This window comes from Pedobacter westerhofensis, assembly GCF_900182595.1.
Lineage (GTDB): Bacteria > Bacteroidota > Bacteroidia > Sphingobacteriales > Sphingobacteriaceae > Pedobacter > Pedobacter westerhofensis.
Genome location: NZ_FXTN01000017.1, coordinates 32609 through 55380, shown reverse-complemented (window position 1 = coordinate 55380; position 22772 = coordinate 32609). Strand labels below are relative to the sequence as shown.

The 22772-nt window shown below is 42.6% G+C and carries 23 protein-coding genes; 15 read left to right on the top strand and 8 right to left on the bottom strand.

The window, feature by feature from the left end:
* Positions 1–67: 67 nt before the first annotated feature.
* Positions 68–514 (top strand): rhodanese-like domain-containing protein, encoded by a 447-nt coding sequence (locus FN831_RS25755; protein ID WP_142531093.1) that lies wholly within the window; start codon positions 68–70, stop codon positions 512–514.
* A 126-nt stretch (positions 515–640) separates the two neighbouring features.
* Here the strand turns inward: FN831_RS25755 and FN831_RS25750 are convergent, their stop codons facing one another.
* The 3 genes from FN831_RS25750 to FN831_RS25740 all read right to left on the bottom strand — a co-directional run bounded on the left by FN831_RS25750 (position 641) and on the right by FN831_RS25740 (position 3403).
* Positions 641–1132, bottom strand: a complete 492-nt coding sequence (locus FN831_RS25750; RefSeq protein WP_142531092.1) for a GNAT family N-acetyltransferase — start codon at positions 1130–1132, stop codon at positions 641–643.
* 91 nt (positions 1133–1223) lie between these two features.
* Entirely contained in the window at positions 1224–2783 is a 1560-nt protein-coding gene (locus FN831_RS25745; RefSeq protein WP_142531091.1) for an FAD-dependent monooxygenase, read from the bottom strand.
* A gap of 143 nt (positions 2784–2926) precedes the next feature.
* Positions 2927–3403 (bottom strand): DUF1003 domain-containing protein, encoded by a 477-nt coding sequence (locus FN831_RS25740; protein WP_142531090.1) that lies wholly within the window; start codon positions 3401–3403, stop codon positions 2927–2929.
* Positions 3404–3672: 269 nt separating this feature from the next.
* Here FN831_RS25740 and FN831_RS25735 point away from each other — a divergent pair, with 269 nt between their 5' ends.
* The 7 genes from FN831_RS25735 to FN831_RS25705 all read left to right on the top strand — a co-directional run bounded on the left by FN831_RS25735 (position 3673) and on the right by FN831_RS25705 (position 12815).
* Positions 3673–4152 (top strand): DUF6932 family protein, encoded by a 480-nt coding sequence (locus FN831_RS25735; RefSeq protein ID WP_142531089.1) that lies wholly within the window; start codon positions 3673–3675, stop codon positions 4150–4152.
* Between the two features lie 38 nt (positions 4153–4190).
* Complete coding sequence (locus FN831_RS25730) at positions 4191–4457, top strand: hypothetical protein (protein ID WP_142531088.1); 267 nt, start codon at positions 4191–4193, stop codon at positions 4455–4457.
* A 212-nt stretch (positions 4458–4669) separates the two neighbouring features.
* A complete protein-coding gene (locus FN831_RS25725; RefSeq protein WP_142531087.1) occupies positions 4670–7078 on the top strand; it encodes a TonB-dependent receptor in 2409 nt (802 codons plus the stop codon).
* Between the two features lie 332 nt (positions 7079–7410).
* On the top strand, positions 7411–7941 hold the full coding sequence (locus tag FN831_RS25720; RefSeq protein ID WP_142531086.1) for an SRPBCC domain-containing protein: 531 nt from the start codon (positions 7411–7413) through the stop codon (positions 7939–7941).
* Between the two features lie 41 nt (positions 7942–7982).
* Positions 7983–8729, top strand: a complete 747-nt coding sequence (locus tag FN831_RS25715) for an SDR family NAD(P)-dependent oxidoreductase (RefSeq protein WP_142531085.1) — start codon at positions 7983–7985, stop codon at positions 8727–8729.
* 76 nt (positions 8730–8805) lie between these two features.
* Positions 8806–11985, top strand: coding sequence for a S41 family peptidase (locus tag FN831_RS25710; protein WP_185960606.1), 3180 nt, complete (start codon positions 8806–8808; stop codon positions 11983–11985).
* A 170-nt stretch (positions 11986–12155) separates the two neighbouring features.
* Positions 12156–12815, top strand: coding sequence for a metal-dependent hydrolase (locus FN831_RS25705; RefSeq protein WP_142531083.1), 660 nt, complete (start codon positions 12156–12158; stop codon positions 12813–12815).
* Positions 12816–12866: 51 nt separating this feature from the next.
* Here the strand turns inward: FN831_RS25705 and FN831_RS25700 are convergent, their stop codons facing one another.
* A complete protein-coding gene (locus FN831_RS25700) occupies positions 12867–13724 on the bottom strand; it encodes a sialate O-acetylesterase (protein WP_142531082.1) in 858 nt (285 codons plus the stop codon).
* A 39-nt stretch (positions 13725–13763) separates the two neighbouring features.
* On the bottom strand, positions 13764–14390 hold the full coding sequence (locus FN831_RS25695; RefSeq protein ID WP_142531081.1) for a TetR/AcrR family transcriptional regulator: 627 nt from the start codon (positions 14388–14390) through the stop codon (positions 13764–13766).
* Between the two features lie 259 nt (positions 14391–14649).
* Between FN831_RS25695 and FN831_RS25690 the strand changes: the two genes are divergently transcribed.
* Together FN831_RS25690 and FN831_RS25685 are read left to right on the top strand one after the other, a co-directional pair.
* Entirely contained in the window at positions 14650–15228 is a 579-nt protein-coding gene (locus FN831_RS25690) for a Crp/Fnr family transcriptional regulator (RefSeq protein WP_142531080.1), read from the top strand.
* Positions 15229–15460: 232 nt separating this feature from the next.
* Positions 15461–16420: an alpha/beta fold hydrolase gene (locus FN831_RS25685; protein ID WP_142531079.1), complete on the top strand. Its 960-nt coding sequence runs from the start codon at positions 15461–15463 to the stop codon at positions 16418–16420.
* A gap of 98 nt (positions 16421–16518) precedes the next feature.
* On the opposite strand, the gene FN831_RS25680 is transcribed toward FN831_RS25685, so the two are convergent.
* Positions 16519–17358 (bottom strand): SDR family oxidoreductase, encoded by an 840-nt coding sequence (locus tag FN831_RS25680; protein WP_142531078.1) that lies wholly within the window; start codon positions 17356–17358, stop codon positions 16519–16521.
* A gap of 343 nt (positions 17359–17701) precedes the next feature.
* Here FN831_RS25680 and FN831_RS25675 point away from each other — a divergent pair, with 343 nt between their 5' ends.
* From FN831_RS25675 to FN831_RS25655, 5 genes are all read left to right on the top strand, one after another.
* On the top strand, positions 17702–18088 hold the full coding sequence (locus tag FN831_RS25675) for a hypothetical protein (protein WP_142531077.1): 387 nt from the start codon (positions 17702–17704) through the stop codon (positions 18086–18088).
* A 365-nt stretch (positions 18089–18453) separates the two neighbouring features.
* A complete protein-coding gene (locus FN831_RS25670) occupies positions 18454–19542 on the top strand; it encodes an NADH:flavin oxidoreductase (RefSeq protein ID WP_142531076.1) in 1089 nt (362 codons plus the stop codon).
* 100 nt (positions 19543–19642) lie between these two features.
* The gene (locus FN831_RS25665) at positions 19643–20008 is read left to right on the top strand and encodes a DsrE family protein (protein ID WP_142531075.1); all 366 of its coding nucleotides are present in this window, start codon (positions 19643–19645) and stop codon (positions 20006–20008) included.
* A 102-nt stretch (positions 20009–20110) separates the two neighbouring features.
* On the top strand, positions 20111–20578 hold the full coding sequence (locus FN831_RS25660) for a nucleoside deaminase (RefSeq protein ID WP_142531074.1): 468 nt from the start codon (positions 20111–20113) through the stop codon (positions 20576–20578).
* Between the two features lie 5 nt (positions 20579–20583).
* Entirely contained in the window at positions 20584–21468 is an 885-nt protein-coding gene (locus FN831_RS25655) for a helix-turn-helix domain-containing protein (protein ID WP_142531073.1), read from the top strand.
* 235 nt (positions 21469–21703) lie between these two features.
* Here FN831_RS25655 and FN831_RS25650 read toward each other — a convergent pair whose 3' ends face one another.
* Positions 21704–22234: a DUF6843 domain-containing protein gene (locus tag FN831_RS25650; RefSeq protein ID WP_142531072.1), complete on the bottom strand. Its 531-nt coding sequence runs from the start codon at positions 22232–22234 to the stop codon at positions 21704–21706.
* Between the two features lie 5 nt (positions 22235–22239).
* The gene (locus FN831_RS25645; RefSeq protein WP_142531071.1) at positions 22240–22764 is read right to left on the bottom strand and encodes a DUF6843 domain-containing protein; all 525 of its coding nucleotides are present in this window, start codon (positions 22762–22764) and stop codon (positions 22240–22242) included.
* Between the last annotated feature and the right edge of the window lie 8 nt (positions 22765–22772).

Here is a 22772-nt window from a genome sequence, read left to right as displayed (position 1 = left end):
TTCTTCAATATTCAGCCCCTGATTTCGCTCAATTGTAACCTGGTCTATTTTTTATATCTTAGGTTTTATGAAAGACCTGATCAAACTCCTGTTTTGCCTGACGCTGTGTGTACTGACTACCTTCAAGGCGAAAGCCCAGGCTACTCCAAAATTACAAATGAACCCCTGGAAGCAGGATCAACTCATCGAACCGCAAGTCCTCGCCGGCTTGATCGAGAGTAAAAAGAAGATAACCATTTATAACATTGGAGTGGTAGAGAATATTAAAGGGGCGATAAAGATGGGGGCAGCAAGTGACAGTGCAAATATTGTGAAGCTCAAGTCTGCCTTGCTGAAAGTGCCAAAGAACCAGCAGATTGTTATCTATTGTGGCTGCTGCCCAATGGGAAAATGTCCAAATATTCGCCCTGCGTTTCAATTGTTATCTGATATGAACTTCAGCAATATAAACGTGCTGGACCTTCATACCAATATCAAGACAGACTGGATAGATAAAGGTTACCCGGTAGATTAGCTGCGGAACTCATTTAGTCCCTCGGCCAGTGATTTCTGCACGAAATGACGACCATCCGCTGCAAATAATAATGGCATGCTGCAAATAATAGTCGCGGGTGGCTATCATTTGCAGCTTGTTTCCTGACTATCCGTTTATTTTCAAATGATAAAATAAGTTATCAAATTTTACCAGCGGGAATTCTCCTGGAAGCGACGACTTTTCTATTTCTATAAAATCGTTTTTTTCATAAAAGCGGATAGCAGCTTTAAGTTTGTCCAAAGTGCCGAGGTATAAGTTTTCGATGCCATGGTCTATGCAATAATCAATCAGCGTTTTTAACAGCAGCGCTGCTATTCCGTATTCTGGCCCCCTGAACTCCTTTTTAAGGAACATCTTTTTGATAGCTCCCGCATTTCTGGAAAGTTTAACCAGGGCAATGGTGCCGACAAGTTCTCCATTAATCTCAGCAGCCCAAAAACCTCCGCCGGTATGATGGTAATAGGTCTGGACATCTTTGAGATCAGGCTGGTCATCAACAGTGATTTCTTCGCCAAATTCTATAGTTTGTATGGGTAATATAATATTTACGATATCGTTTGTGTCCGCATTGCTAACTTTTACGATTTTTGTGTTCATATAATAATAATTTATTGATTTTAGTTGTAATAACGTATCCGGAGTCAATTTTATTTTACAGAACGAAAGAGATTGCTAATGGCAGGCCTGTTTAGATCAGCAGCCATTTTTTTAGCCAGTCCTGCAGTTCGTCCAGCTCATTGCAGCTGCCCGCGATTGCAATGTAAGCGTCTGGCCTGACGAGGATGTAGGCTGGGGAATCATCCAGAATATCATTGATGGTGATGCTTGAATTGGCCAGGTGCCATGTTTTCACCACAGCGCTGCAGGCATCAGGAATGACAATCTGTTCTTCGCAATTCAGCAGTAAAAGGGTAAAGAACGAAGGATCGAGCAACTGATAGAGGGTGCCCGTTTTGTTTACAGAGCCATCCGCTGATACTGCTTCAGTCTCAAAATCCCAGTTTGGCAGGCGGTCGCCCGCTCTCAGATCTTTGACTTCTTCAGTGCTCTTTGCCAATGCGGAGCCATGATAGGAGTGTGCTATTTCGCCAACCACTGCAGCTCCTTTTTTCTGCACCGCCCCCATACTTAAAATGGGTGGCAGGAAGATTTTCATCAGGCTCTGGACAATAGAATTTGTTGAGTTGAAGAGATCTGTAGCCCGCTCTGTTGTAGACAGCAAGGACGCGATAATTGGTATTCTTTCTTCTTCGTAAGTATCTAGGATCTCAGGTTTCGCCTGACCTTTAATTACATAAGCAAGTTTCCAGCACAGGTTAATCATATCCTGCATGCCTGTATTCATTCCCTGACCGCCGGCCGGGCTGTGCACGTGAGCAGTATCTCCGCCTAAAAAAACGTTGCCGGAACGCAGGGTGCGTACCATACGGCTATTGATCCCAAAGCGTGATGTCCAGCGCACGTCGTATAATCTGCCCGGGATGTGTACCACATCATCGTATAGTTGCTGCAAATAGTTAAGCGATGGTGGCTCTGTGTTTTTATCCTTTCCCTCAGGGTCGGTAACCATTAAACGGAAGCGTTGCCCTTTTAATGGAAAAACGGCAAGGAAGCCTTGCTTGCCCATAAATATAGAAAGTTCATGATCAGGAATATTTCCATCAATATGCAGATCGCCCAGTGCATAATTCTGGCCCATCGTTTTGCCATGGAATTCTATGCCCAGTGTTTTGCGCGTTATACTGTGTGCCCCCTCGGCACCGATCAAATAGGAGGCTTCGAACTCATGTAACGGTTTATCGGGTCCCTTAATTGTGACAATAACACTATCAGCGTTCCTCAGGACGCATAAATCTGTCATTTCTGTTTGCCATTCAATATTGATGTTTTGTTTTTCCAGCTGGTTGCGCAGAATTTCTTCTGTATCTGACTGGGGCAGCAGGAGACAGAAATTATACCGGCTGGGAATAAGGCTTAAATTTACTTTGCCCAGGATTTGTTCGGCGCTGTAAATTGTTGTGGCATGGGCGCGGTTCCCTTTTTCCAGCATTTTTTCTGATAAGCCGCGGAGCTCCAAGAGTTCAATGGTACGGGTTTGTACGGCCAGTGCCCTGGAGGTAGTGGATGGCCCTTTGGCTTTATCTATGATCCTGACGGGAATGCCCATTCTGCTGAGCTCCATCGCTGCAGTCATGCCGGTAGGGCCTGCGCCAACGATCAGAACTGGTTTTATTTGCTCCTTTTTCATATAGATAGATTTTAGACAACAAAATTGTATAGAATTAAACTATGATGAAAGGTTAAAAAGGTGGTAAAAAAGGTGAAAAAGTCGCTAGGGAACTCTATCTTTTCCAAAAAGACGATAGTATGGCTCTGCCGGGATGCTTGATTTTATTGCTCTGCTTCCCTGTGCAGCTGATCAATATCAGTTTTCTCCTTCATTTTTTCCAACTCGGTGTCGTCATTATCAATCCCAAGTTTTTTCTGAATGACATGGAGCATTTCCAGGACTTTTGTAATTTCTTTTTCTGCTTTGATATTGATCTCAAATTCTACCTGCTGATTTATTTTCTCTAGTCTTGCCTGTCTCTTCTGGCTGATCAGTACTGATATAGACAGAATGATTGCAAAGATGGAAACCACCATTTCAAGCTCGGGAAAGGGGAAGGGATCAAAGGCTTTTATCCCCGGGATCAGGTTCAGGTTGCAGGTTAGCCAAAACACGATGAAAGCCGCACAAACGAATAAAAAAGCGATGCTGCCAAAGGTGTTTGTAATTAACAGTGAGACTTTGTCGTTGTGATTTTTGAGTACGCGGGGTTTACCTGCCTTATCTTGCTGTGGAGATGTTATCTCATTGGGCTGCATAATGTTGCTTTTTTAATTGTTATCAAACGCAGTGCCGATCTATCATTATTAACCAGTCAACATATATTTGCCTTAAAGTTTACCTCAAGGGTACAAGAATCAGATTAAACAATGCAGGTAATTTTAGAGCAACATATTGTCAAAATAAATTATTTTAATTTGCTTTTAATTAACTCTTACTATATTTGTAGACTGTTATCTGTAATCGATCTAGTGCAATATTATTTTGATTTTTAAGATGACAGGATTTTAATCCTCAAAATCATCATATGCTAGAAATTAATTCAAGGGGTTACCTGGTCCCTCATACCAATATACCCGCCACCTTATCCGATCTGGAATTACAATTTGCAAATATACCAGATGAGCCAATCCGCCGTTCATTGTTTGAAAAGTATATAGTTTATTCTGATGAGCTGAAGGCAACACTCTCAGGTCATCTGATAATTCAATGGATTGATGGGTCATATGTTACCCAAAAAAAATATCCCAATGACATTGATTTGGTATCAATTGTAGATGGGGAATTAATCGATTCTATTGGTGATAAAATAAATAACTTCAAATACCCTTTTTCACTTACTAAATATGGTGTTGACGCTTATATTGTGAAAATATATTCTGAGGATAACAGGAAATATCCCCTGTTTTTAGGTGACAGATTTTATTGGATGAATAATTTCATTAAATCAAGAAGGAATAAATATGGTCATCAGTGGCCAAAAGGTTTTCTAGAAATTATTTATTAAATTTGAATATGATGAGGCAATCTGAAATACATAGGTTAATGGATATGCTGGATGATTTGAAGAAAATCGATGCTCTTATCGATACTCACATTAAACTCGATGATTCCGGTTTTATGGTAAGTCAGTACGAAGCAAAAAAAGTCAAATTAATCGCGAATATCATAGATTGCTTGGCGTCGCCTGCAATACAATCTCCACAGAGCTTTAGTATTATTGAATCAATTCTCTTAAAGTATTATCCTTTAAAAGACAAAGGGGATTTGAAATACGATGATGACATGGCCCAGCTTGCCGCATCAATTTAATATTATTTCAATTCTAAGGCTGGATATTCAGATCAACGCCAACTTCCATGTTTAACTATTTCATAATCTCGTTAACATATTCTGCCTTTGTTTTACAAGAAGTGTCATCTGATTGTCTTAATCTGTAACCAGTCTAAACAAAATTCTTACAGAATTGACAGGTTATTGTATGTTTGTTTGTAATAAATCTAAATAATACATGCAATAATTTTATGTTATCAGAAAATTTAAGATACGCGATTTCAACTTTCATGATTATGCTGGTGTCCATGACCTCATTTTCACAGTCAAAGAACGGAACCATTAAGGGAACCGTTAGAACCTCTGACGGGGTACCGGCAGAAATGGTTACGGTCTCTATTAAAAATGTGGCCAGTACAACTGCAGACAGAAACGGTGGATACATCCTTAAGGGAATTCCTGCTGGTAATTATACCATTACCACCAGCCTGGTAGGGGTAAGGCCAAGTTCACAAGAGGTAACGGTAACAGCTGGCCAGACCACTGAGCTCGTCCTGACTTTAAACGCATCTAACCAGCAACTGAAAGAAGTGGTGGTTACAGGTGGCAAAACAAATAAGTTTGCCGTAAAGGAAAGTGAATATGTAGCCAAGATGCCATTGAAAAATTTGGAAAATCCACAGGTATATTCTGTAGTTTCCAAAGAACTGATGGCAGATCAGATCGTAACGAATTACGATGATGCTTTAAAAAATGCAACAGGTGTAGATAAATTATGGTCTTCAACTGGTCGTGCAGGTGATGGTGCAGGTTACTTTTCATTGAGAGGATTTGCCGTTCAGCCAACACTTGTCAATGGATTGCCGGGATTAACCAACGGCAGCCTTGATGTGTCTAACGTAGAGAGGATCGAAGTGATTAAAGGCCCATCAGGAACGCTTTTCGGAAGCAGCCTGATTTCTTATGGTGGTTTAATCAATACAGTAACAAAACAACCTTTTGATGGAGTTTTGGGTGATGTGAACTTGAGTGTAGGAAGCTGGGGCCTGGTAAGAGCTACGGCTGATGTGAACACCCCACTTGATGCAAAACATAAATTGTTGTTCAGGGTCAATGCTGCATTCCAGAATCAGAACACTTTCCAGGATGCAGGTTTTAGAGATACCCGTTTTATCGCGCCTTCGCTCTCATATAGAGTGAACGACAGGCTGTCATTTACGGTGAACACGCAGTTCTTAAAATCTAAGAGTACCAATGCCACCAGTCTGTTCTTTGACAGGGATGCTCCACTTAGAACTACTACGCTGGATGGGTTAGGGTACGACAGAAAGAAATCTTATACGAGTGATGATATCGCAATGAAAAATCCGGTGTCATCTGCACAGGGTCAGATCAACTATAAAATATCTGATTCATGGAACTCACAAACAGTAGTGTCGGTAGGAAGTGCAAAATCTGAAGGTTTCTATTCTTATTTGTATGAAGGTTCACAGTTTGTTCCGGGATTCCCAAATGTGCCGTCGACCTTTGCCCGTTACATTACCAACCAGAACGCGAATACCAAAACCACTGATATTCAACAAAACTTTACCGGAGATTTTAACCTTGGTACAATTCGTAACCGTATGGTTGTGGGACTGGATTATTTTAACCGAACATCTATTGATAAGAGCTCAGGTTATGTGGGTGTCGGCCTCGTGACACTTGGTGCTAACGGAACTGATACTGGCGACCTTACTTATGACAACGTATTTAATCTTACAAATGCATCCGGGTATAATGATACTAAGACTACCCAGGAAACTTACAGTGCCTATGCCTCAGATGTAATAAATATTACACCTGAATTCTCTGCAATGCTAAGTCTGCGTGTAGATCATTTTAAAAATGGCGGTTTCAGTGTGGCTGACGCAGATAAATATTCGCAAACTTCGCTCTCCCCAAAATTTGGTTTAGTATATCAGGTACTGAAAGACAGGATTTCGGTTTTTGGAAACTATATGAACGGATTTACAAACGTTGCACCAGTTACTGTGAACGATAACGGAACGACTACCACACGGGTATTTGATCCTGAACATGCCAACCAATGGGAGACGGGTATCAAAACTGATTTGTTTGACGGTAAATTATCAGGCTCCATCAGCTATTACGATATTAAAGTATCAAACACTGTATTGAGTGTTGGTCAGAATGACTATACCCAAGGCGGTAAAAACTATAGCAGGGGACTGGAGTTCCAGGTGAATGCAAATCCACTTAACGGCCTTAATATCATTGCCGGTTATGCGAAAAACAAGAATAAGCTGACTGAGGGTCCTGCAGATTTCCTGGGAAGAAGATCTGAAGGAGCCGGTCCGGAAGACCAGGTGAACGCATGGTTTAGCTACAAAATAATGCATGGAGCTGGTAAAGGTCTTGGATTTGGATTTGGTGGAAACTACTCAGGTAAGAATATGATCCTGAACAGGGCAACTACGGGAGTATTTACACTGCCATCTTATACGATCTTGAATGCCTCTGTTTCATATGGCATGCCTCACATCACATTTGGTTTCAAAGTAAACAACCTGACCGACAAAGAATACTACAAAGGCTGGTCAACTTTAGAGCCGATGGCTCCACGCAATGTTGTGGGTAGCGTAGGATACAAATTTTAATTATAAATGCCTGATCCGGTATAAGAAGAAAGCTGGATCACAAATGAAGCGGGATAGACCTCAGGGTTTATCCCGTTTTTGTTTTATTAGTTATTCGCCAAAAAAATAATCGCTTTATAAATGCTCCAGGTAAATCACAATTTGTGATTTAACAGCGAATGGCTTTGCTGCAAAACCACGCATCGTAGCCAGTAGAGCTTCATGGCATCTTCCAGGATTAACCCTGGAGGCTGTCAATCACCGTGACAAAAGTCACGGGTATTTTCAGTCAAATATCCTCGTTCTTAACCTCTTCAATGCCGGAGATTTGTTTCTCATCAAATCAAGAAACAATGTTCGAAATTATCAACTGGCCAGAGGATATGGTTCCCAGTCGCTGCCCCATCCACTTTACAAATGAACTTGAAGTTGCAGCTTCTCCGGAAACAATCTGGTCGCTGCTCACAAATACAAATGCCTGGCCACAGTTCTATCCAAGCATAGCACAGGTCCATCTTCTACATGGACATCAGTCTCTTCAGATGGGGACAGAATTTGAAACAAGCTTTGCGGGTCAGGATGTACTTGCCTCTGTACAGGAATTTGAACCAATGAAGCGTATCGCCTGGGGTGGTCATCCCAAGGTTACAGAAGAATCCAGAGCTTATCACGCCTGGATCATTACACCAATACCTGGAGGATGTCACCTCTGGACTGAGGAAACTATGCGCGGACCATACTGGATTGAGCTGGCGAAGGCCGCTCCGGATGGATTTTGGCTGGCCCATGAGCGTCTCCTTGCTGATCTTGCGAAGGTGGCCACCGAACTGGAATTATCTGTTAAAAGCCAAAATGAAACTGCAGCTGGCAGGAAATTTTTATAACAATCGTATTGTGCATTGCTGCACCTCAATTTTTCACGCATATGAAATTAGAAAATAAAATAGCCGTTATCAGTGGCGGTACCAGCGGCATCGGACTCGCAATCGCGCAGCGGTTCGTTGAAGAAGGCGCGGAGGTATTCATTTTCGCCAGGAGGCAGGATGCGCTTGATGAGGCAGTGAAGCTGATCGGCAGAAATGTTACGGCAATTCAGGCAGATGCAGCTAGTCTGCCCGACCTTGACCACGTTGCAGAAGTTATCCGTCAAACCAGGGGCAGAGTGGATATCGTAGTATCCAATGCCGGATTTACGGAGCAGGTGGCGCTGCCCGACATAACTGAGGAACATTATGACCGCACCTTCGACCTCATGGCCAAAGGCCCGCTTTTCCTGACGCAGAAAATGTTGCCATTAATGGGCAGGGGAGGTTCCATCATCCTGGTAGCTTCCGCCGGGCACTATATGGGATTGCCCAACCACTCAACCTATGCCGGTGCTAAGTCCGCTCTGCGTTCATTCGTACGCACCTGGGCGGCCGAGTTTAAGGACAATGGAATCCGCGCAAACCTGCTCAGTCCCGGGCCTGTCCCAACGCCGATCATGGATGCCCAGGCAAAAACGCCCGAAGAACTGAAAGCGCTGCATGAACATTATGCTGCCTATGTCCCCATGTTAAGACTGGGTCGTCCCGACGAGATCGCCGGAGCAGCCGTTTACCTTGCTTCGGACGAAAGTGCGTTTATGACCGGTTCGGATATGCTTATTGATGGCGGTATCAGCAATGTCTGAAACAAATGCAGGCATAGTTTGTCAAAGAGATATGATTTGTAACTTACTGAAAATTGTGGGCTCTTTTCCGCTTTTAATGAGGATAATCCTTTTTCTATTAGTGCTCAGTAACCACTCAAATGCACAAAATAATGAAGTCAGGTGGATGCAGCAATGTGCGGTGTCGCCTGATGGAAAATGGGTCGCTTTCGAGTACAAGGGAAATATCTGGAAGGTATCCGGGAAGGGCGGCATGATAGAGCAATTGACTCATGGCCCTTCTTACAGTGGATATCCTGTCTGGAGCCATGACAGTAATAACATTGCTTTCGCTAATGATGAACATGGTAATTTCGATGTTTATCTCATGGACACAGAGGGCAAAAATATTGACCGTTTAACGTTTAATTCCGCGAGGGATATTCCGTATGATTTTTCATCAGATGATGAGAAAATACGCTTCGGGACCGACAGGCACGACATTTATCAATCGGCCAGATTTCCTGGAGATCAAATTTTCAGCAAGCTTTATGAAGTTCCCATATCAGGTGGGAAAAGCATCCTGGTTAACAGCGCTGGTATGGATCTGGCCCATGAGGATCAAAAAGGTACAAGGATTATTTTTCAGGATAAAAAAGGCCTGGAAAATACATACCGCAAACATCATCAATCGTCGGTCACCCGGGATATCTGGGTATATGACATCAAGGCAAAAACTTATCAGCAAGTTTCATCTTTCAAAGGTGAGGACCTGGAGCCGATATGGGGAAAGGGAGATGAATTTTATTACCTGAGCGAAAGGTCCGGCTCAATGAATGTGTTTAAAGGATTTGTTGGTGATACGTCCAGGGTGCTACAGCTTAGCAGTTTCAGCCGGAACCCTGTCCGTAACCTTTCAAGATCAGCAAATGGAAGATTAGTCTTTACGTACAATGGTGATCTGTACGGATTAACAGAAGGAAAGGAGCCTCAAAAACTAAAAGTTTTTAGTAAAGCAGTGATGAGTTCCGGAAAGATTGACAAGATGCCGGTCAGAGACAATATTACTGAAATGGCTCTCTCAGCTGATGGCAAACAAATCGCCTTTATATGCCGTGGAGACATTTTTGTGAGTGCTGCCGACGGACACCTTACTAAAAGAATCACAAGCACGCCCTTTCAGGAAAGAATGGTAAATTTCAGTCCCGATGGTAGAAAACTGCTCTTTTCTGTCGAACAGGAAAACTCCTGGGACATTCAGGAGATCAGGTTAAAGAATTCCGCAGATGCATATTTCTACAATGCTACAGGTTTTACTGTTCAGAATATCATTGCTACAGGGCAGGACGAGTTTCAGGGCCTGTATTCACCGGATGCGGGTAAAATCGCGTACATCGAAAACAGGGAGGTGCTGAAATGTTATGACTTGCGGACTAAAACAACCCGTATACTGATCCCTGAGGGGGTAAATTATTCATCAGGCGATGGCGACCAGTATTTTAGCTGGTCGCCTGACAGCCAGTATCTGCTTGCACAATCAACCGAAGGCGGGGGTGGCTTCGAGAATGATGTGGTCCTGATCAAAGACGACGGCAGCGGGAAACGGCTGAATCTCACGCAAAGCGGATTCATCGATGAAAAACCTAAATGGGGAGTCAATGGGGCAATGATGTATTGGCTTTCTGACAAGCTCGCCAATCATAGTTTTACGTTGACAGGAGCACATAGGGATGTGTTTGGAATGTTCTTCGACCATTCACTCTTTGATAATCTTCAGGAAAGTCAGCTGGATACCGCGCTGAACCTGAAACGAATTTCTAAGTTGAAGCTTCCAAACAATTTATTGTTGAATAAAGAAGGTTTTCCTTCCGCGCGTATGAGTCGGGTCACAGCAGACTTGCCCGATGCATTGCTGTCTCCGGATGGCAAAACGCTTTACTCGCTGAACAAATATCAGGAAAACTATGACCTGTGGAAGACCAATATCATTACCCATCAGCACTCGCTTTTAGCTAAACTGAATATTGTGGAGGGCAAAATGCAGGTGAGTACCGATGGAAGATTGCTGTTCATATTGAGCAAGGGAAACATCCTGATAATAAACACGCAGGATGGAAAAGTTTCACCAATACCGATAGATACTGTAATGGAGTATAATACTTCGGCAGAAAGAGAGTACCTGTTCCGTCACACCTGGCAAATGGTGAAAAAACGGTTTATGTTCCCCGATTATGGCGGACTGGATTGGGATGGCTGTTATCAAAATTATAAGCTCTTCGTAAAGCATATCAACAACGACTATGACTTTTTGGGACTGCTCAATGAATTTCTTGGCGAATTGAATACCTCCCATACGCTGGCGCGATACACTCCGGTATATCAAAAAAGGGATCAGACAGCAGCTTTGGGCTTGCTTTATGATGAGACCTGGAACAAGGATGGGATCCTGGTGAAGGAGATATTGAAAGGTGGCCCTTTTGATCTGGCTAAAACCCGGATGAAGCCGGACATGCTGATCACTGCCATTGACGGCCAGCTGATCAGGAAAACTGAGGACTGGGCGGCATTATTGAATGGTAAATCGGGAAAGCAGGCGGTTGTGAAGTTTGCAAATATATCTGGAGAGGTTTCCTATACGGATACTGTCCGGGCTGTCAAACCGGAAACAGAGTTGAATACCCTGCTTTACAACAGATGGATCAGGCAGATGGAGCACCTGACCGACAGTCTTTCACATGGTAAGCTTGGCTATGTTCATGTGCGCAGCATGAACGATGAAGGATTTCGCCCTGTTTATGATAAAGCATTGGGGAAATATAAAAATGCTGCTGCACTGATCGTCGACACGCGGTATAACCGGGGCGGTTCACTGCATGAGCAGCTCAACGATTTTTTAAGCGGGAAGATCTATCTGACCGAGCGGCGGCAGGGACGTATCACAAACGGGGGCGAGCCATTGTCAAGGTGGAACAAACCGAGCTGCATCATCATGAATGAGGGCAATTATTCTGATGCTTACCTGACGCCCTACACCTACCGAAGGATGGGAATTGGAAAATCAATAGGGATGCCCGTTCCCGGAACCGGCACAGCATCCTGGTTTGAAACGCAGATCAATCCCAGCTTAACTGTTCAGATCGGGGTAGGCGCAACCTACGGTGCCGGGGAGCACAGTCCAACTGAAAATTCCCAGATTGATCCGGATATCCGGGTGGCCAATTTCTATCAAAATATTTTAAATGGGAGAGATGAGCAGCTGGAAACAGCGGTAAAGGAAATGCTGATAGGTGTGAAGTGATCCACCTGGCAGCATTTCTCATCAGTAAAAACTTTCAGCGCTGAAACTTCAGATATAATGAGACAGATGATGAGAAAGAGACAGGGCTTTATATTTTTCGCCTTCCTGATATTGATCAGGTAAATAGATGCAGTTTTTATACATTTTTGTAATACCTAAATACAACCTCTATGTTTATCGGACACTTCGGACTATCCTTTGCCGCAAAAAAAGCAGTGCCACAGCTTTCACTTGTAACCTTGTTTATCGCCACTCAGTTTGTCGACCTGCTGTGGCCCTTTTTACTGGTATTTAATATTGAAAAGGTGGCAGTAGTGCCAGGCTATACCAAAACGAACTCATTTGAGTTTCTCTATTATCCGATCACCCACAGCCTGATGATGGGGATAGTTTGGGGTATGATTGCAGGACTGCTTTATTGGGGCTTTAAACGCGATTATAAAGCTGCAGTGGTGATTGGCCTCTGTGTATTGAGTCACTGGTTTCTAGACCTGATTGTACATACAGCAGATTTGCCGCTAACCTTATTTGGCGATGAGAAGGTAGGATTTGGTCTCTGGAACCACGTTGCGCTTACACTGATTATAGAATCTGTACTTTTTTTTGGTGGCGCGATGCTGTACGCTGGAGTAACCGTTGCGAAAAACAAGAAGGGCACCTGGTTGCTCTGGACTTTAGTCGTTTTGCTTTTCGTAATTAGCCTGGGCAATACCTTTGGCCCGCCGCCATCTGCTTCAATCATGGGTCTGTTTGTTTCATTCATGGCCCTGATGCTGATCATTCTTCTGCTCGCTTTCTGGACAGACCGAAACCGCGTCATAAAAAGATAAAACGCGGGAGCGGAGGGCTTTGAAGCTGTTGCCCTAAAGTTCTTATACTGTCTATCCGGCATTTAATAGTGCCAGTTGCGCTTCGCAATTTTCCAGAGAGATCGTACCACTTGCGAAACTGATTTCCAGCAGGTTTATTTTTTCGGTTTTCGTTAGTTCTCTGTTTGCTATGGTATCGATCAGCTCGTTCTCATCTGCAGTTGCTGCTTCAATATTTTGCCGGTACTGAAAGGCTTTAAAATACCTTATGCCGAATTTTCGCAAAGATACAGCGTTAAAATGCAGGCCATCAGGATTGGCCGTCAAGCCCGATGCAGTAACGAAAAAGGTATTTGGCTGGGTTGACGCAAACTCCAGCAGTTTCCCGTTTACTGTACGAAATTCAGTGAAATATTTGCCATATCGCCCATCTGCAAGAAAATCTCCCAGACCACCCAGGATCAGAGGGATTTCGGGTACTTGTAGTTCATCGCGTAAGGCAGTTATAATTACCTGTAACTTATCATTATACTGTTTAAAGCGGCCTCCAAAACTATCATTTTCTCCCTGGTGCCATAGAATTCCCTCAAGTGTACTGATTCGCATCGCAAGTTTTGCATTGAAGACTGCATTTTCGAATAAGGGGCCACCAACTGCCCAGTCGTCGAGGCTGGAACCACCCTCCGCGCAGGGTATCAGACCGATCTGCCGACCGGGATTTTCCAGTCGCCATGCACCTGCAAATGATGCGGCAAGGCTAACTCCCGAAGTTGGCCTGTCAAAATTTATGGGCTCTGTCATCGTCTGCCATCTTCCATTAACAAGCATCCTGATCTGCTCATCATAGATTTGTTTAACATCTTTGATATAACCTCGCCCTGCCATATTAGACTGGCCTATGAGCAGGAATGAACTTACCTCGTTTAACATGCTTATCTTTTTTGATGGTTTATAGTTTAAATTATGATTTTATCTTTTATGATCAGCCGTTTTTAAGGCAATGATTACCCGGTCGAACGTAGACCATAATATCTCTTCGGTCATCTGAAATGGATGGCCGGTTATGCTTCGGCCTTCCTGATGAAAGCGCAGTAATGAATATAAGGGAGCAAAGGCAACACACCAATATTCCTCATAGGGCATTGCATCCATTTCTTTCCTCTCGATAACATTGGAAACAAAATGTTCTACATTCTTTTTAAACTGGCTCAGGAAGTTTCCTTTTTGCTTTGTGAACATTTCCAAAAGCTGATCCTGATAGGCTGAGCTGCGTATCTGATCCAAAAAACGACCTGAATAAGGATATTCAATTTGATAATCAGCCCTGTTACGCCACTGGACACGTAAGCCATCTTCCAGGGATAATTCAGGATCGAAGTTCCGGTTCATGTATTCATCCATTTTTTTACCTTCCTCAAGCACGATGCTGATGATCAGGTCATCTTTATCTTTATAATATACATAGGGGGTTCCAACCGAAATGTTGCAGGCTTTGGCAAGTTTGGCGATGGTGAATCCGTCGAGACCATGCTTTGCAACGGTCTCAATAGTCATCTTTTTGACGATGTCCTCTTTATCAGTATCTCTTGTACGCACAGTATAAATTTATAACAAAGATAAATGAATATTTATTTAGTTATGATAATATAGATCAATATATTTGTTGACATACAACAGCTTAACAGCAACATACATCATTTCTTTGGTAATTCAGAGGCAGAAATAGCGGGATACTGACGTTTGACATTGAATAATAATTTAATTTTAGCGAATTGCAAACCTTGTGCTGACCAGTAATAGATTGATGAATGTGCCAGGAGGTGATTTCAAGCATACACAAAAAAAAAATCGATTTATGCTTAAAATTCTTGCCGACTACTTACAAAAGCAGGCTTCGCTTACGGATGATGAAATAGAAATGGTACGGGCATGCACAGTGACGAAAAAATTACGGAAAAGACAGTATCTGCTACAGGAAGGAGATGTTTGTCATTACAACTGCTTTGTGGCCAGTGGCTGCATGAGGTTCTACCGGGTGGGCGAGGATGGGTCCGAGCATATTATGACCTTTGGCGTAGTGAACTGGTGGGTAAGCGATCAGGAGAGTTATAACAATGGAACCCCTTCAAAAAATAATATTGATGCACTGGCTGAAAGCGAGCTGCTCCTGATAGAAAAAAAGGACTGGGAGAATCTCGTAAATACCATCCCAAGATTCAGGGATTGGAGGGACAGGTTAAAGGCGAGGAGCTTTGACGCCGCGCAGAACAGGATTATGAGCCATATCAGTGACACGTCTGAAGAGAAATACCTAAAGTTTCTGAATTCGTACCCAGATATCTTTAATTGTGTTCCGCTGCATATGGTAGCGTCCTATCTTGGCGTTTCGCGTGAGACCCTCAGCCGGATCCGAAACCATTATGCCAAAAGCTAATGGGTAAGTTTTTGGTATTTGCATGCTGTCTTTTATCGTCTTGACTGTGATAAAAGTCACGGTTTTTTTGCTTCAAATGTCCTTGGACAGGGCTTTATGTTCTCGCCACCTTTGTTTAACATCATATTACAGCAGGCAAAGGGACAATTGAATAACCAAAATCTCATTAAACTTTAAGCATATTGTCCATCGGGATGTGGCCTATATTTTTTCTAAACTTAACGAATCTTCAATGTTGATCAATCTCAAACAAATCCTTTGCTGCGTCTTTTTTATATCAATAAACTATTACTGCTCTGCGCAGGCGCCGATAGATACTACGGAAACTGTATTGGCAGGCGGAATCCGGCAGGTAGTAAAAATAGAAGGCAGAGACCGTAGCAAACCCTTGTTTTTATTCATCACCGGCGGACCGGGATCGGAAGGTATATACGACGAAAATAAAGCATATCTCGATGAGCTGAAAAAGTACTTTACGGTGGTGGCCTGGGACCAGCGTAACTGCGGACAAACCTTAAAGCTGAACCCTTCACCTGTTAAGCTTACTGTGAAATTATACGAGAATGATACCCATGAGCTGGTTACCGAGCTGCTCAGGCAGTTTCATCAGAAAAAACTGTTTTTAATGGGTTGGTCCTGGGGAACGGTGTTGGGATTTTATATGGCTGACAAGCATCCGGAACAACTTTATGCTTATATGGCGGTGAGTCCCGCAGTGAACCAGTGGGAAAGCGAGCGGATCTCACTTGCGGAAATGAAACAAAAAGCGGTACAGCAAAAAAATGCCACAGCGATTGCTGAACTGAATAAAATTAAAATTCCTTTCGAAAACGGCGAGCAGAATTATTACGACCGCAAATGGCTGTCACTTTTAAACGGCGAGACCATCGGCGATACAACTTCCTTTAAAAAATATTTCACGGAAAATACCGAGATGATGGAGCTTTTCAAGGAGGCTAATGTGAATTTCTCTGCTACCTTGCTGAAGGTCAAATGCCCCATCTACTTTTTTGTAGGCCGGAGTGACCATCAGACAAATTTTGCAATTTCTGAAGCTTATTACAGGAAACTAATTGCTCCAAAAAAGGATATTTTCTGGTTTGAGAAATCCGGTCATTTGATACCGGTCACTGAGCCTGCGCTGATGCAGCAAATTGTAATTGATAAAATTTTGCCGGGGATAAATCTATAGGGCCGTTTACCGCTGATCTTTTTTTAATCTTTATGATTCCACGTGATCATCACCGGCATCGCTTTCATTACTTAAAAAACTACCAATGGGCCATCTGCTCAGTAAAGATTCTCTGGGTCTCTTACTATTGCAAAAGCAATACTTTTCTGGGCTTCAAGTGCTTCCTTGCGGGAGATTAAGTTTTCAAGCATATCGTTATAGGCATCGCTACCCAGGGCAAGTCTTAATGGGGCAGGGCTGACATCAGTAGAATCAATTATCGCCTGTACGGCTTTTTGGGCATCACCATTGATTGGAAACGCATTGGCAAGCACGGCACGGCGAACATCTCCGGCCGGTGTCTGATCATACTCTTCCATTACAGGCGCCGTCACCATTGCACTGACAAAAGAAGTTTTGGTGGCACCAGGTTCAACTATCGTGAGGCCAATATTGAAAGGAGCGATTTCTTTGGCTATAGTTTCACTGAAGCCTTCTAAAGCCCATTTTGTAGCGTGGTAATAGCTGAAGTTAGGATAAGTTGTCTGGCCTCCTGCTGAAGATAGCTGTAAAATTCTACCGCCGCCCTGTGTACGGAAGTGCGGCAGGATAGCCCTGATGACCTGGATTGAACCTATGATATTTGTATTGATCTGTTGCAGTATCTGCTCGTCACTGGCTTCCTCAACCGCACAAAAGAGTGCATAACCAGCGTTATTTACCATCACATCTATCTTTCCAAGCTGGGCAAATGCGAGATCAACAACCTTTCTGATTTCTGCAGTATCAGTGATGTCCAGTTTAGCGGTCCACAACTGATCGCCGTATTGCTCTTTAAGATCATCCAGGGCATTCACTTTCCTTAAAGTTGCAGCAACCCGATCTCCTCTTTTTAATAACTTTTCAGTTAATATACGTCCAAAGCCTGAAGAGCTCCCTGTTATAAACCATGTTTTCATATGTGATGAGTTTTAATAAAAAATACAGGATCTGACAGATTTGAGCATAAAATTATTTCCTATACATAATCTGCATCGATCTTACTGTAAATGTCACGCTATCAACTGTTTTATAGCAAGGGCATATGACATAATTTAGTTGTGATAAATATCACGATCAGGTTATGCGGCGTGCCCTTGCAGGCTGGATCTGATTAATATAAACCTTGGTTTATGCTAATAAATCGTTGAACACAGCGGGAATATTTTTACATTTTTTGTCCGACTTAATCTTAAAGGGGATTCTGTGCAATTTGATATTTTTGTGATAGCTTTGGGAAGCTCACATATTAGCCTTTGAATCATGAAAATAATATTGACCAGTATATTTTTACTTATAGCCGGAATTCAGGGATACGCCCAGACTTATCAGCCTGTCACCAGTAAAAACAAAACTTACCTTGCTACGGTGAAAGGAGTGAGGTACAGTTATAAAGCAGGCGTTGTCACTTTAATAAATAATGGCAAGTATGACCTGGGTACAGTAAGCATTATTGCTTCATCAAAAGCAGACAGCAACTTATTTGGAATTGCACTATTTGAAGAAGGTTTGGAAAAAGGTAAAACCGTTGAAGCTGAGATGTATTTTACAACAGGTCCCGGAACAGATACCCATGACCTGCTGCTTAAAGATGTTGATCAGAAGAATCTCGTTTTATCTTTTGATAAAGCAACCAGGGCGCAACGATAACGCCATAATTTAAGATAGTTGGGCCTGGAGAGTTATATGATATCGCCATATATCTGCGCCTCAACATAGCCGTCGAATGTACTTGTAATAACATCATTGGCCGAGGCCTCATACAGATGTTTCAAGTGTATCATCTTCCATGTAAGCACAGGCGCTGCAGGTAGTTATCATTAGCTACCTTATGTTGGTAATGGTTTTATAATGCTACCTCAATGGAGTCCTTCTTTCCAAACCACTGATGATCTAAACTGTTGCTGCCCAAACCGGGGAAAAATAATCCATGATATTGTACGAAACGTCCATTTTATTCTAGTAGTTCTCAGGCCATCTTTGACAGACAAAATTTAAAACTAAAATTTAATAAAATGTCTGTTTCTGATTTATTCAAACCACTCGCTTTGCTGCATGGCCCTGAAATGAGAAATCGCTTTATGATGGCCCCGCTCACCAGTCAGCAGAGTGAATATGATGGTTCAGCCTCTGAGTTTGACCAACTATGGATCGAGCAACTCTCCAAAAGCGGTTATGCATTAATTCAAACGAGTGCGGCAACTGTGGAGTCCGGAGGCATAGGCTTTGAGCGGCAGCTTGGTATCCACAGTGATGATCACCTGCCCGGCCTCAGCAAGATGGCAGAAAACATCCGGAATGGTGGGGCGCTTTCCGCGGTACAGTTACACCACGCCGGGCATCGTGCGGTACCGGCAGTCGGTGGAATTCCAGCACCTGCATCTGGTCACACGGTTCCGGGTGTAAAGGGGCTGACCACAGAAGAAGTAGAGCGAATCCGTGATAATTTTATTGCAGCGGCGAAGAGGGCGCAACTGGCGGGCTTCGATGGCATATCTGTACACGGCGCTTTCGGCTGGATCCTTTCTGAATTTCTGTCGCCAAATTTAAATGACCGTAAGGATAGATATGGCGGCAGCGTGGAAAACCGAGCTCGTTTGACCCTGGAAATTATTGAAGGTATTCGCCAGGCCTGTGGGCCCGACTTTCAGATCGGCTGGCGCTTATCAATTGAGCGATATGGACTGCGCCTTGAGGAACTCCGGGAGATTACCGCTGAAATCTTTGACCGGGAGCTGATTGATTACCTGGATCTGGCGCTATGGGATTCGGCCCAGGTTGTTCGGGAGGGAACGTTCAAGGGGAAAACCCTGCTCAGCGTTTTTACCGAACTGCCCCGCAAAGCGGTACGTCTGGGAGCAGCCGGAAAGATTTACAGCGGACAACGTGCTGCCGAACTGCTTGATGAAGGTTGTGATTTTGTATTGATTGCGCGTGCTGGTATCCTTCAGCGCGACTTTCCACTTCAGGTAAAGGCGAACCCGTTTTTCGAAAGTCCGAAAATGCCGGTAACGGCCGAATATTTACGCCAGGGAGGTTTAAGTGAGCGCTTTATCGAAACCATGCGGGGATGGCAGACTTTCGTTCGTCCAGGTTCCCGGTAAGCCCCCGGCCCGCAGTGAAATTCTCCATGAGATAGTCATAATCATCCATTCTCCAGGAATCATAATTACCACAATTTTGAACTATAAATAAATATTTGAAATGAAAAAAACAGCAATAATTATTCTATCTGATCCCAAAGCTGGTTCAGAAGAAGCACTGGGACGTGTATTCAATGCTTTAGCATCGGCATATGAATTCAAACATGCAGGTGAAGATGTAAAGATTATTTTTCAGGGTGCAGGAATAAGATGGCCTGAACATCTGGAAAAATCTGAGCATGCGGTGCATGAACTTTATATGGAAGTAAAAGATCATGTCCATGGGCTTTCTAAAGGCTGCGTTGCAGTGTTTGGTACAGAGGTTTCAGGATATGACCTGTTGAACGATAATAAAGTACCTGGTACACCAGGTCTGCCCAGTTTCCTGAATCTGAGAAACGAAGGGTACGATATTTTAATTTTCTAAACAGGATTTTGAACTGTCCTTTGCGGTTAGCAAAGGACAGTTTTTTCGTATCCGTATCAGGGAGAATTATTTGAGTAAATTAGCCTTATAATAAGCGAAATTATGCAGAATGAATATCAACATTACATGGATCAGTGTCTGGAAATCGCGAAAGCTGCATTGATAGCGGGCAACCCACCCGTGGGAGCTATTATTGTGTATGATGGCAAGGTGATTGGCACCGGACAGGAGGCAGGGAAATCTACCGGGGATATCACCAATCATGCAGAGATTCTGGCAATCCGTTCAGCGATCAAAAGTGGATATGCTAAACAGCTTTCAATGTCGCAAATGTATACCACACATGAACCTTGTATCATGTGTTCTTATATGATTAGACACCATAGGATACCTGAGATCATTTATGGCATTTCTGTACCAGATGTTGGGGGACTAACCTCGCAATTCAGTGTTCTAAGTACCGAAAAAGTGCCGAAATGGGGAAAGCAACCAACAGTGATCAGTGACATTTGCGTTGAAGAGTGCAAGGCATTGAATGATGAATTTTTGCAGAACTTGAATCAAATCTAATAACTATGTTATCGCAGTCGGTTTATACACTTGTCAATCAGCAAAATGGCAACTTGTCGTTTAAAATCTTTGAGTTTGATAACAGCAGTTATTTTGATCATATCCAGCGGAATAATTATTTCAGCCTGATCATTGTCACGTCTGGGGAAGGGCTGGCTAAAGTGGATCTTAGTGAGTATTCTTTTAAGGAAAACACCCTATTCGCTTTTTATCCCTATCAGCCGTTCATGCTCATCCCAAAAGGACCATTGCTGGGCATTTCCATTCAGTTCCATCATGACTTCTTTTGCATTTACAGGCACCATAAAGAGATAGCAGCCAATGGTATATTATTTAATAACATTTATGAGCAGCCTTTTATCACATTGGACGAGGGTGCGAAATATTCGCTGCTCAATATTGTTCAGGAGATTGTTTCTGAATTACAGACTGATGCTTTAAGAAAAGACGAAGTTCTTGTCTCGTATCTGAAGATACTCTTAGTACGTGCCACCAGAATAAAGATAGAGCAGCAGACTATTCAGGATACAAATGGACTCGGGGGCAAACAATCCGGCATTGTTCAAAGTTTACGGAATGCGATCGAAGACAATTTTCGGATGAAGCATTCTGTCAGTGATTACGCCGATATGCTGCGCTTAACACCCCTGGCCCTTGCCAGGGTTACTAAGAACCATTTCAACAAAACGCTTTCAGACTTGATAACTGAGCGGATCATTGTTGAAGCAAAAAGGGAATTATATCTTACCAATAAAACGGTGAAGGAAATCGCCTATGAGCTGGGGTATGAAGACGAGTTTTATTTTAGCAGGATGTTCAAACTTAAAACTGAGATTTCTCCGCAGTTTTACAGGCAGAGTATTGGTTTTAACAGGGGTGCATCCCAATAGGGTCGCTGCGCTGCTAGTGTAACAAAAAATGCCCCAATATTGAGTGGCATTTTGTTTAGCGGAGCGTTTGGATATATACAGGCAGAGAGTTAATGTGTTGCAGTAGATCAGGAACTCTGATGATTTGAATCTCATTAAGGATCCCTAAATTAATTGGATTAGGCCCATGCCAGCTTGTTCGATACTTATACACTGATGTTCCATTGATAAAAATTCATTCTGAAAATTTATAATATTATTTTTCTTCGTATAATCTATCTAAATGTTCAGCACCATACTTTTCACGGTATGCTGGATCCATAAATTTCGATTTTTTATTGTTAGTTATAAAAAAGACCAGATTGTATGTCTGTTCATAACCTCCGGAGAAAGATCCTACCATGTAGTATTCATTTTTGGCCGAAATTGTATCGGTAGAAATCGTTGGATCAATTATTTTCAATTCCATCCGCTTTCCGGTTGCTTTATTGTAAGAATAGAATTTTTCATGCGCATTCATACTTCTTCCGCCGACTTCGCTTTTAAGGAATCCGTTAGCAGGAAAAGTATAGACTTCATAATCACCTTCCATTATTTTAGGAGCACCATTTTTTTGATCCCAGGCGAGGACGATCATCCCCTCATATCCTTCAGGAATGATATACTTTATGTTTACGTTGTGCCAATAAGTACAGGACGTAATCAAAACTACAAGCAATAAGATGTAAAGTGAAGTAGTTATTTTTATGTTTTTGCTCCTTAGGATAGCATTCATTTCAATTTTCATTTACGTCACTTTAAATTTTGATATAGTTCATCTTCATGTTTAGAATAATAATGTCTGCAGTATGTTTCATCCATGAACTTTGAGTTTTTATCTCTTGTAATAAAAAATATCATGTTATTTAATCCTTCGTGGCCTCCTGATAATAAGCCCACTTTGTAAAATTCGTTTTTACTTTCAATTGTATCTTTTGAAATTGAAGGATCAATTATTTTCAGCCTGACCTGCTTTCCAGTAGCTTGACTATAGGAATAGAATTGCTCTTCAATAATATTGAGACTTCTTGCTCTGACATTAGTCCTCAAAAGTCCATTAGGTGGAATTCTGTAAACTTCATAGTCTCCGTCTTTATGAATTGCAACACCGTTTTCCTGATCCCATGAAATTACGATCATGCCTTCGTACCCTTCCGGTATCAAATATCTAAATGAGGATGTATCCCAATAAGTACATGATGAAAATATTATTAATCCAACCATGATCATAAAATATGCTGCTTTAATTATATTTTTATTTGATACCGATTCTTGCATAAAGGATA

What these genes read in the sequence shown, in the direction of transcription:
- FN831_RS25755 (WP_142531093.1), top strand. Translation starts at nt 68, where the DNA reads ATGAAAGACCTGATCAAACTCCTGTTTTGCCTGACGCTGTGTGTACTG.
- FN831_RS25750 (WP_142531092.1), bottom strand. Translation starts at nt 1,132, where the DNA reads ATGAACACAAAAATCGTAAAAGTTAGCAATGCGGACACAAACGATATC.
- FN831_RS25745 (WP_142531091.1), bottom strand. Translation starts at nt 2,783, where the DNA reads ATGAAAAAGGAGCAAATAAAACCAGTTCTGATCGTTGGCGCAGGCCCT.
- FN831_RS25740 (WP_142531090.1), bottom strand. Translation starts at nt 3,403, where the DNA reads ATGCAGCCCAATGAGATAACATCTCCACAGCAAGATAAGGCAGGTAAA.
- FN831_RS25735 (WP_142531089.1), top strand. Translation starts at nt 3,673, where the DNA reads ATGCTAGAAATTAATTCAAGGGGTTACCTGGTCCCTCATACCAATATA.
- FN831_RS25730 (WP_142531088.1), top strand. Translation starts at nt 4,191, where the DNA reads ATGGATATGCTGGATGATTTGAAGAAAATCGATGCTCTTATCGATACT.
- FN831_RS25725 (WP_142531087.1), top strand. Translation starts at nt 4,670, where the DNA reads ATGTTATCAGAAAATTTAAGATACGCGATTTCAACTTTCATGATTATG.
- FN831_RS25720 (WP_142531086.1), top strand. Translation starts at nt 7,411, where the DNA reads ATGTTCGAAATTATCAACTGGCCAGAGGATATGGTTCCCAGTCGCTGC.
- FN831_RS25715 (WP_142531085.1), top strand. Translation starts at nt 7,983, where the DNA reads ATGAAATTAGAAAATAAAATAGCCGTTATCAGTGGCGGTACCAGCGGC.
- FN831_RS25710 (WP_185960606.1), top strand. Translation starts at nt 8,806, where the DNA reads ATGAGGATAATCCTTTTTCTATTAGTGCTCAGTAACCACTCAAATGCA.
- FN831_RS25705 (WP_142531083.1), top strand. Translation starts at nt 12,156, where the DNA reads ATGTTTATCGGACACTTCGGACTATCCTTTGCCGCAAAAAAAGCAGTG.
- FN831_RS25700 (WP_142531082.1), bottom strand. Translation starts at nt 13,724, where the DNA reads ATGTTAAACGAGGTAAGTTCATTCCTGCTCATAGGCCAGTCTAATATG.
- FN831_RS25690 (WP_142531080.1), top strand. Translation starts at nt 14,650, where the DNA reads ATGCTTAAAATTCTTGCCGACTACTTACAAAAGCAGGCTTCGCTTACG.
- FN831_RS25685 (WP_142531079.1), top strand. Translation starts at nt 15,461, where the DNA reads ATGTTGATCAATCTCAAACAAATCCTTTGCTGCGTCTTTTTTATATCA.
- FN831_RS25680 (WP_142531078.1), bottom strand. Translation starts at nt 17,358, where the DNA reads ATGAAAACATGGTTTATAACAGGGAGCTCTTCAGGCTTTGGACGTATA.
- FN831_RS25675 (WP_142531077.1), top strand. Translation starts at nt 17,702, where the DNA reads ATGAAAATAATATTGACCAGTATATTTTTACTTATAGCCGGAATTCAG.
- FN831_RS25670 (WP_142531076.1), top strand. Translation starts at nt 18,454, where the DNA reads ATGTCTGTTTCTGATTTATTCAAACCACTCGCTTTGCTGCATGGCCCT.
- FN831_RS25665 (WP_142531075.1), top strand. Translation starts at nt 19,643, where the DNA reads ATGAAAAAAACAGCAATAATTATTCTATCTGATCCCAAAGCTGGTTCA.
- FN831_RS25660 (WP_142531074.1), top strand. Translation starts at nt 20,111, where the DNA reads ATGCAGAATGAATATCAACATTACATGGATCAGTGTCTGGAAATCGCG.
- FN831_RS25655 (WP_142531073.1), top strand. Translation starts at nt 20,584, where the DNA reads ATGTTATCGCAGTCGGTTTATACACTTGTCAATCAGCAAAATGGCAAC.
- FN831_RS25650 (WP_142531072.1), bottom strand. Translation starts at nt 22,234, where the DNA reads ATGAAAATTGAAATGAATGCTATCCTAAGGAGCAAAAACATAAAAATA.
- FN831_RS25645 (WP_142531071.1), bottom strand. Translation starts at nt 22,764, where the DNA reads ATGCAAGAATCGGTATCAAATAAAAATATAATTAAAGCAGCATATTTT.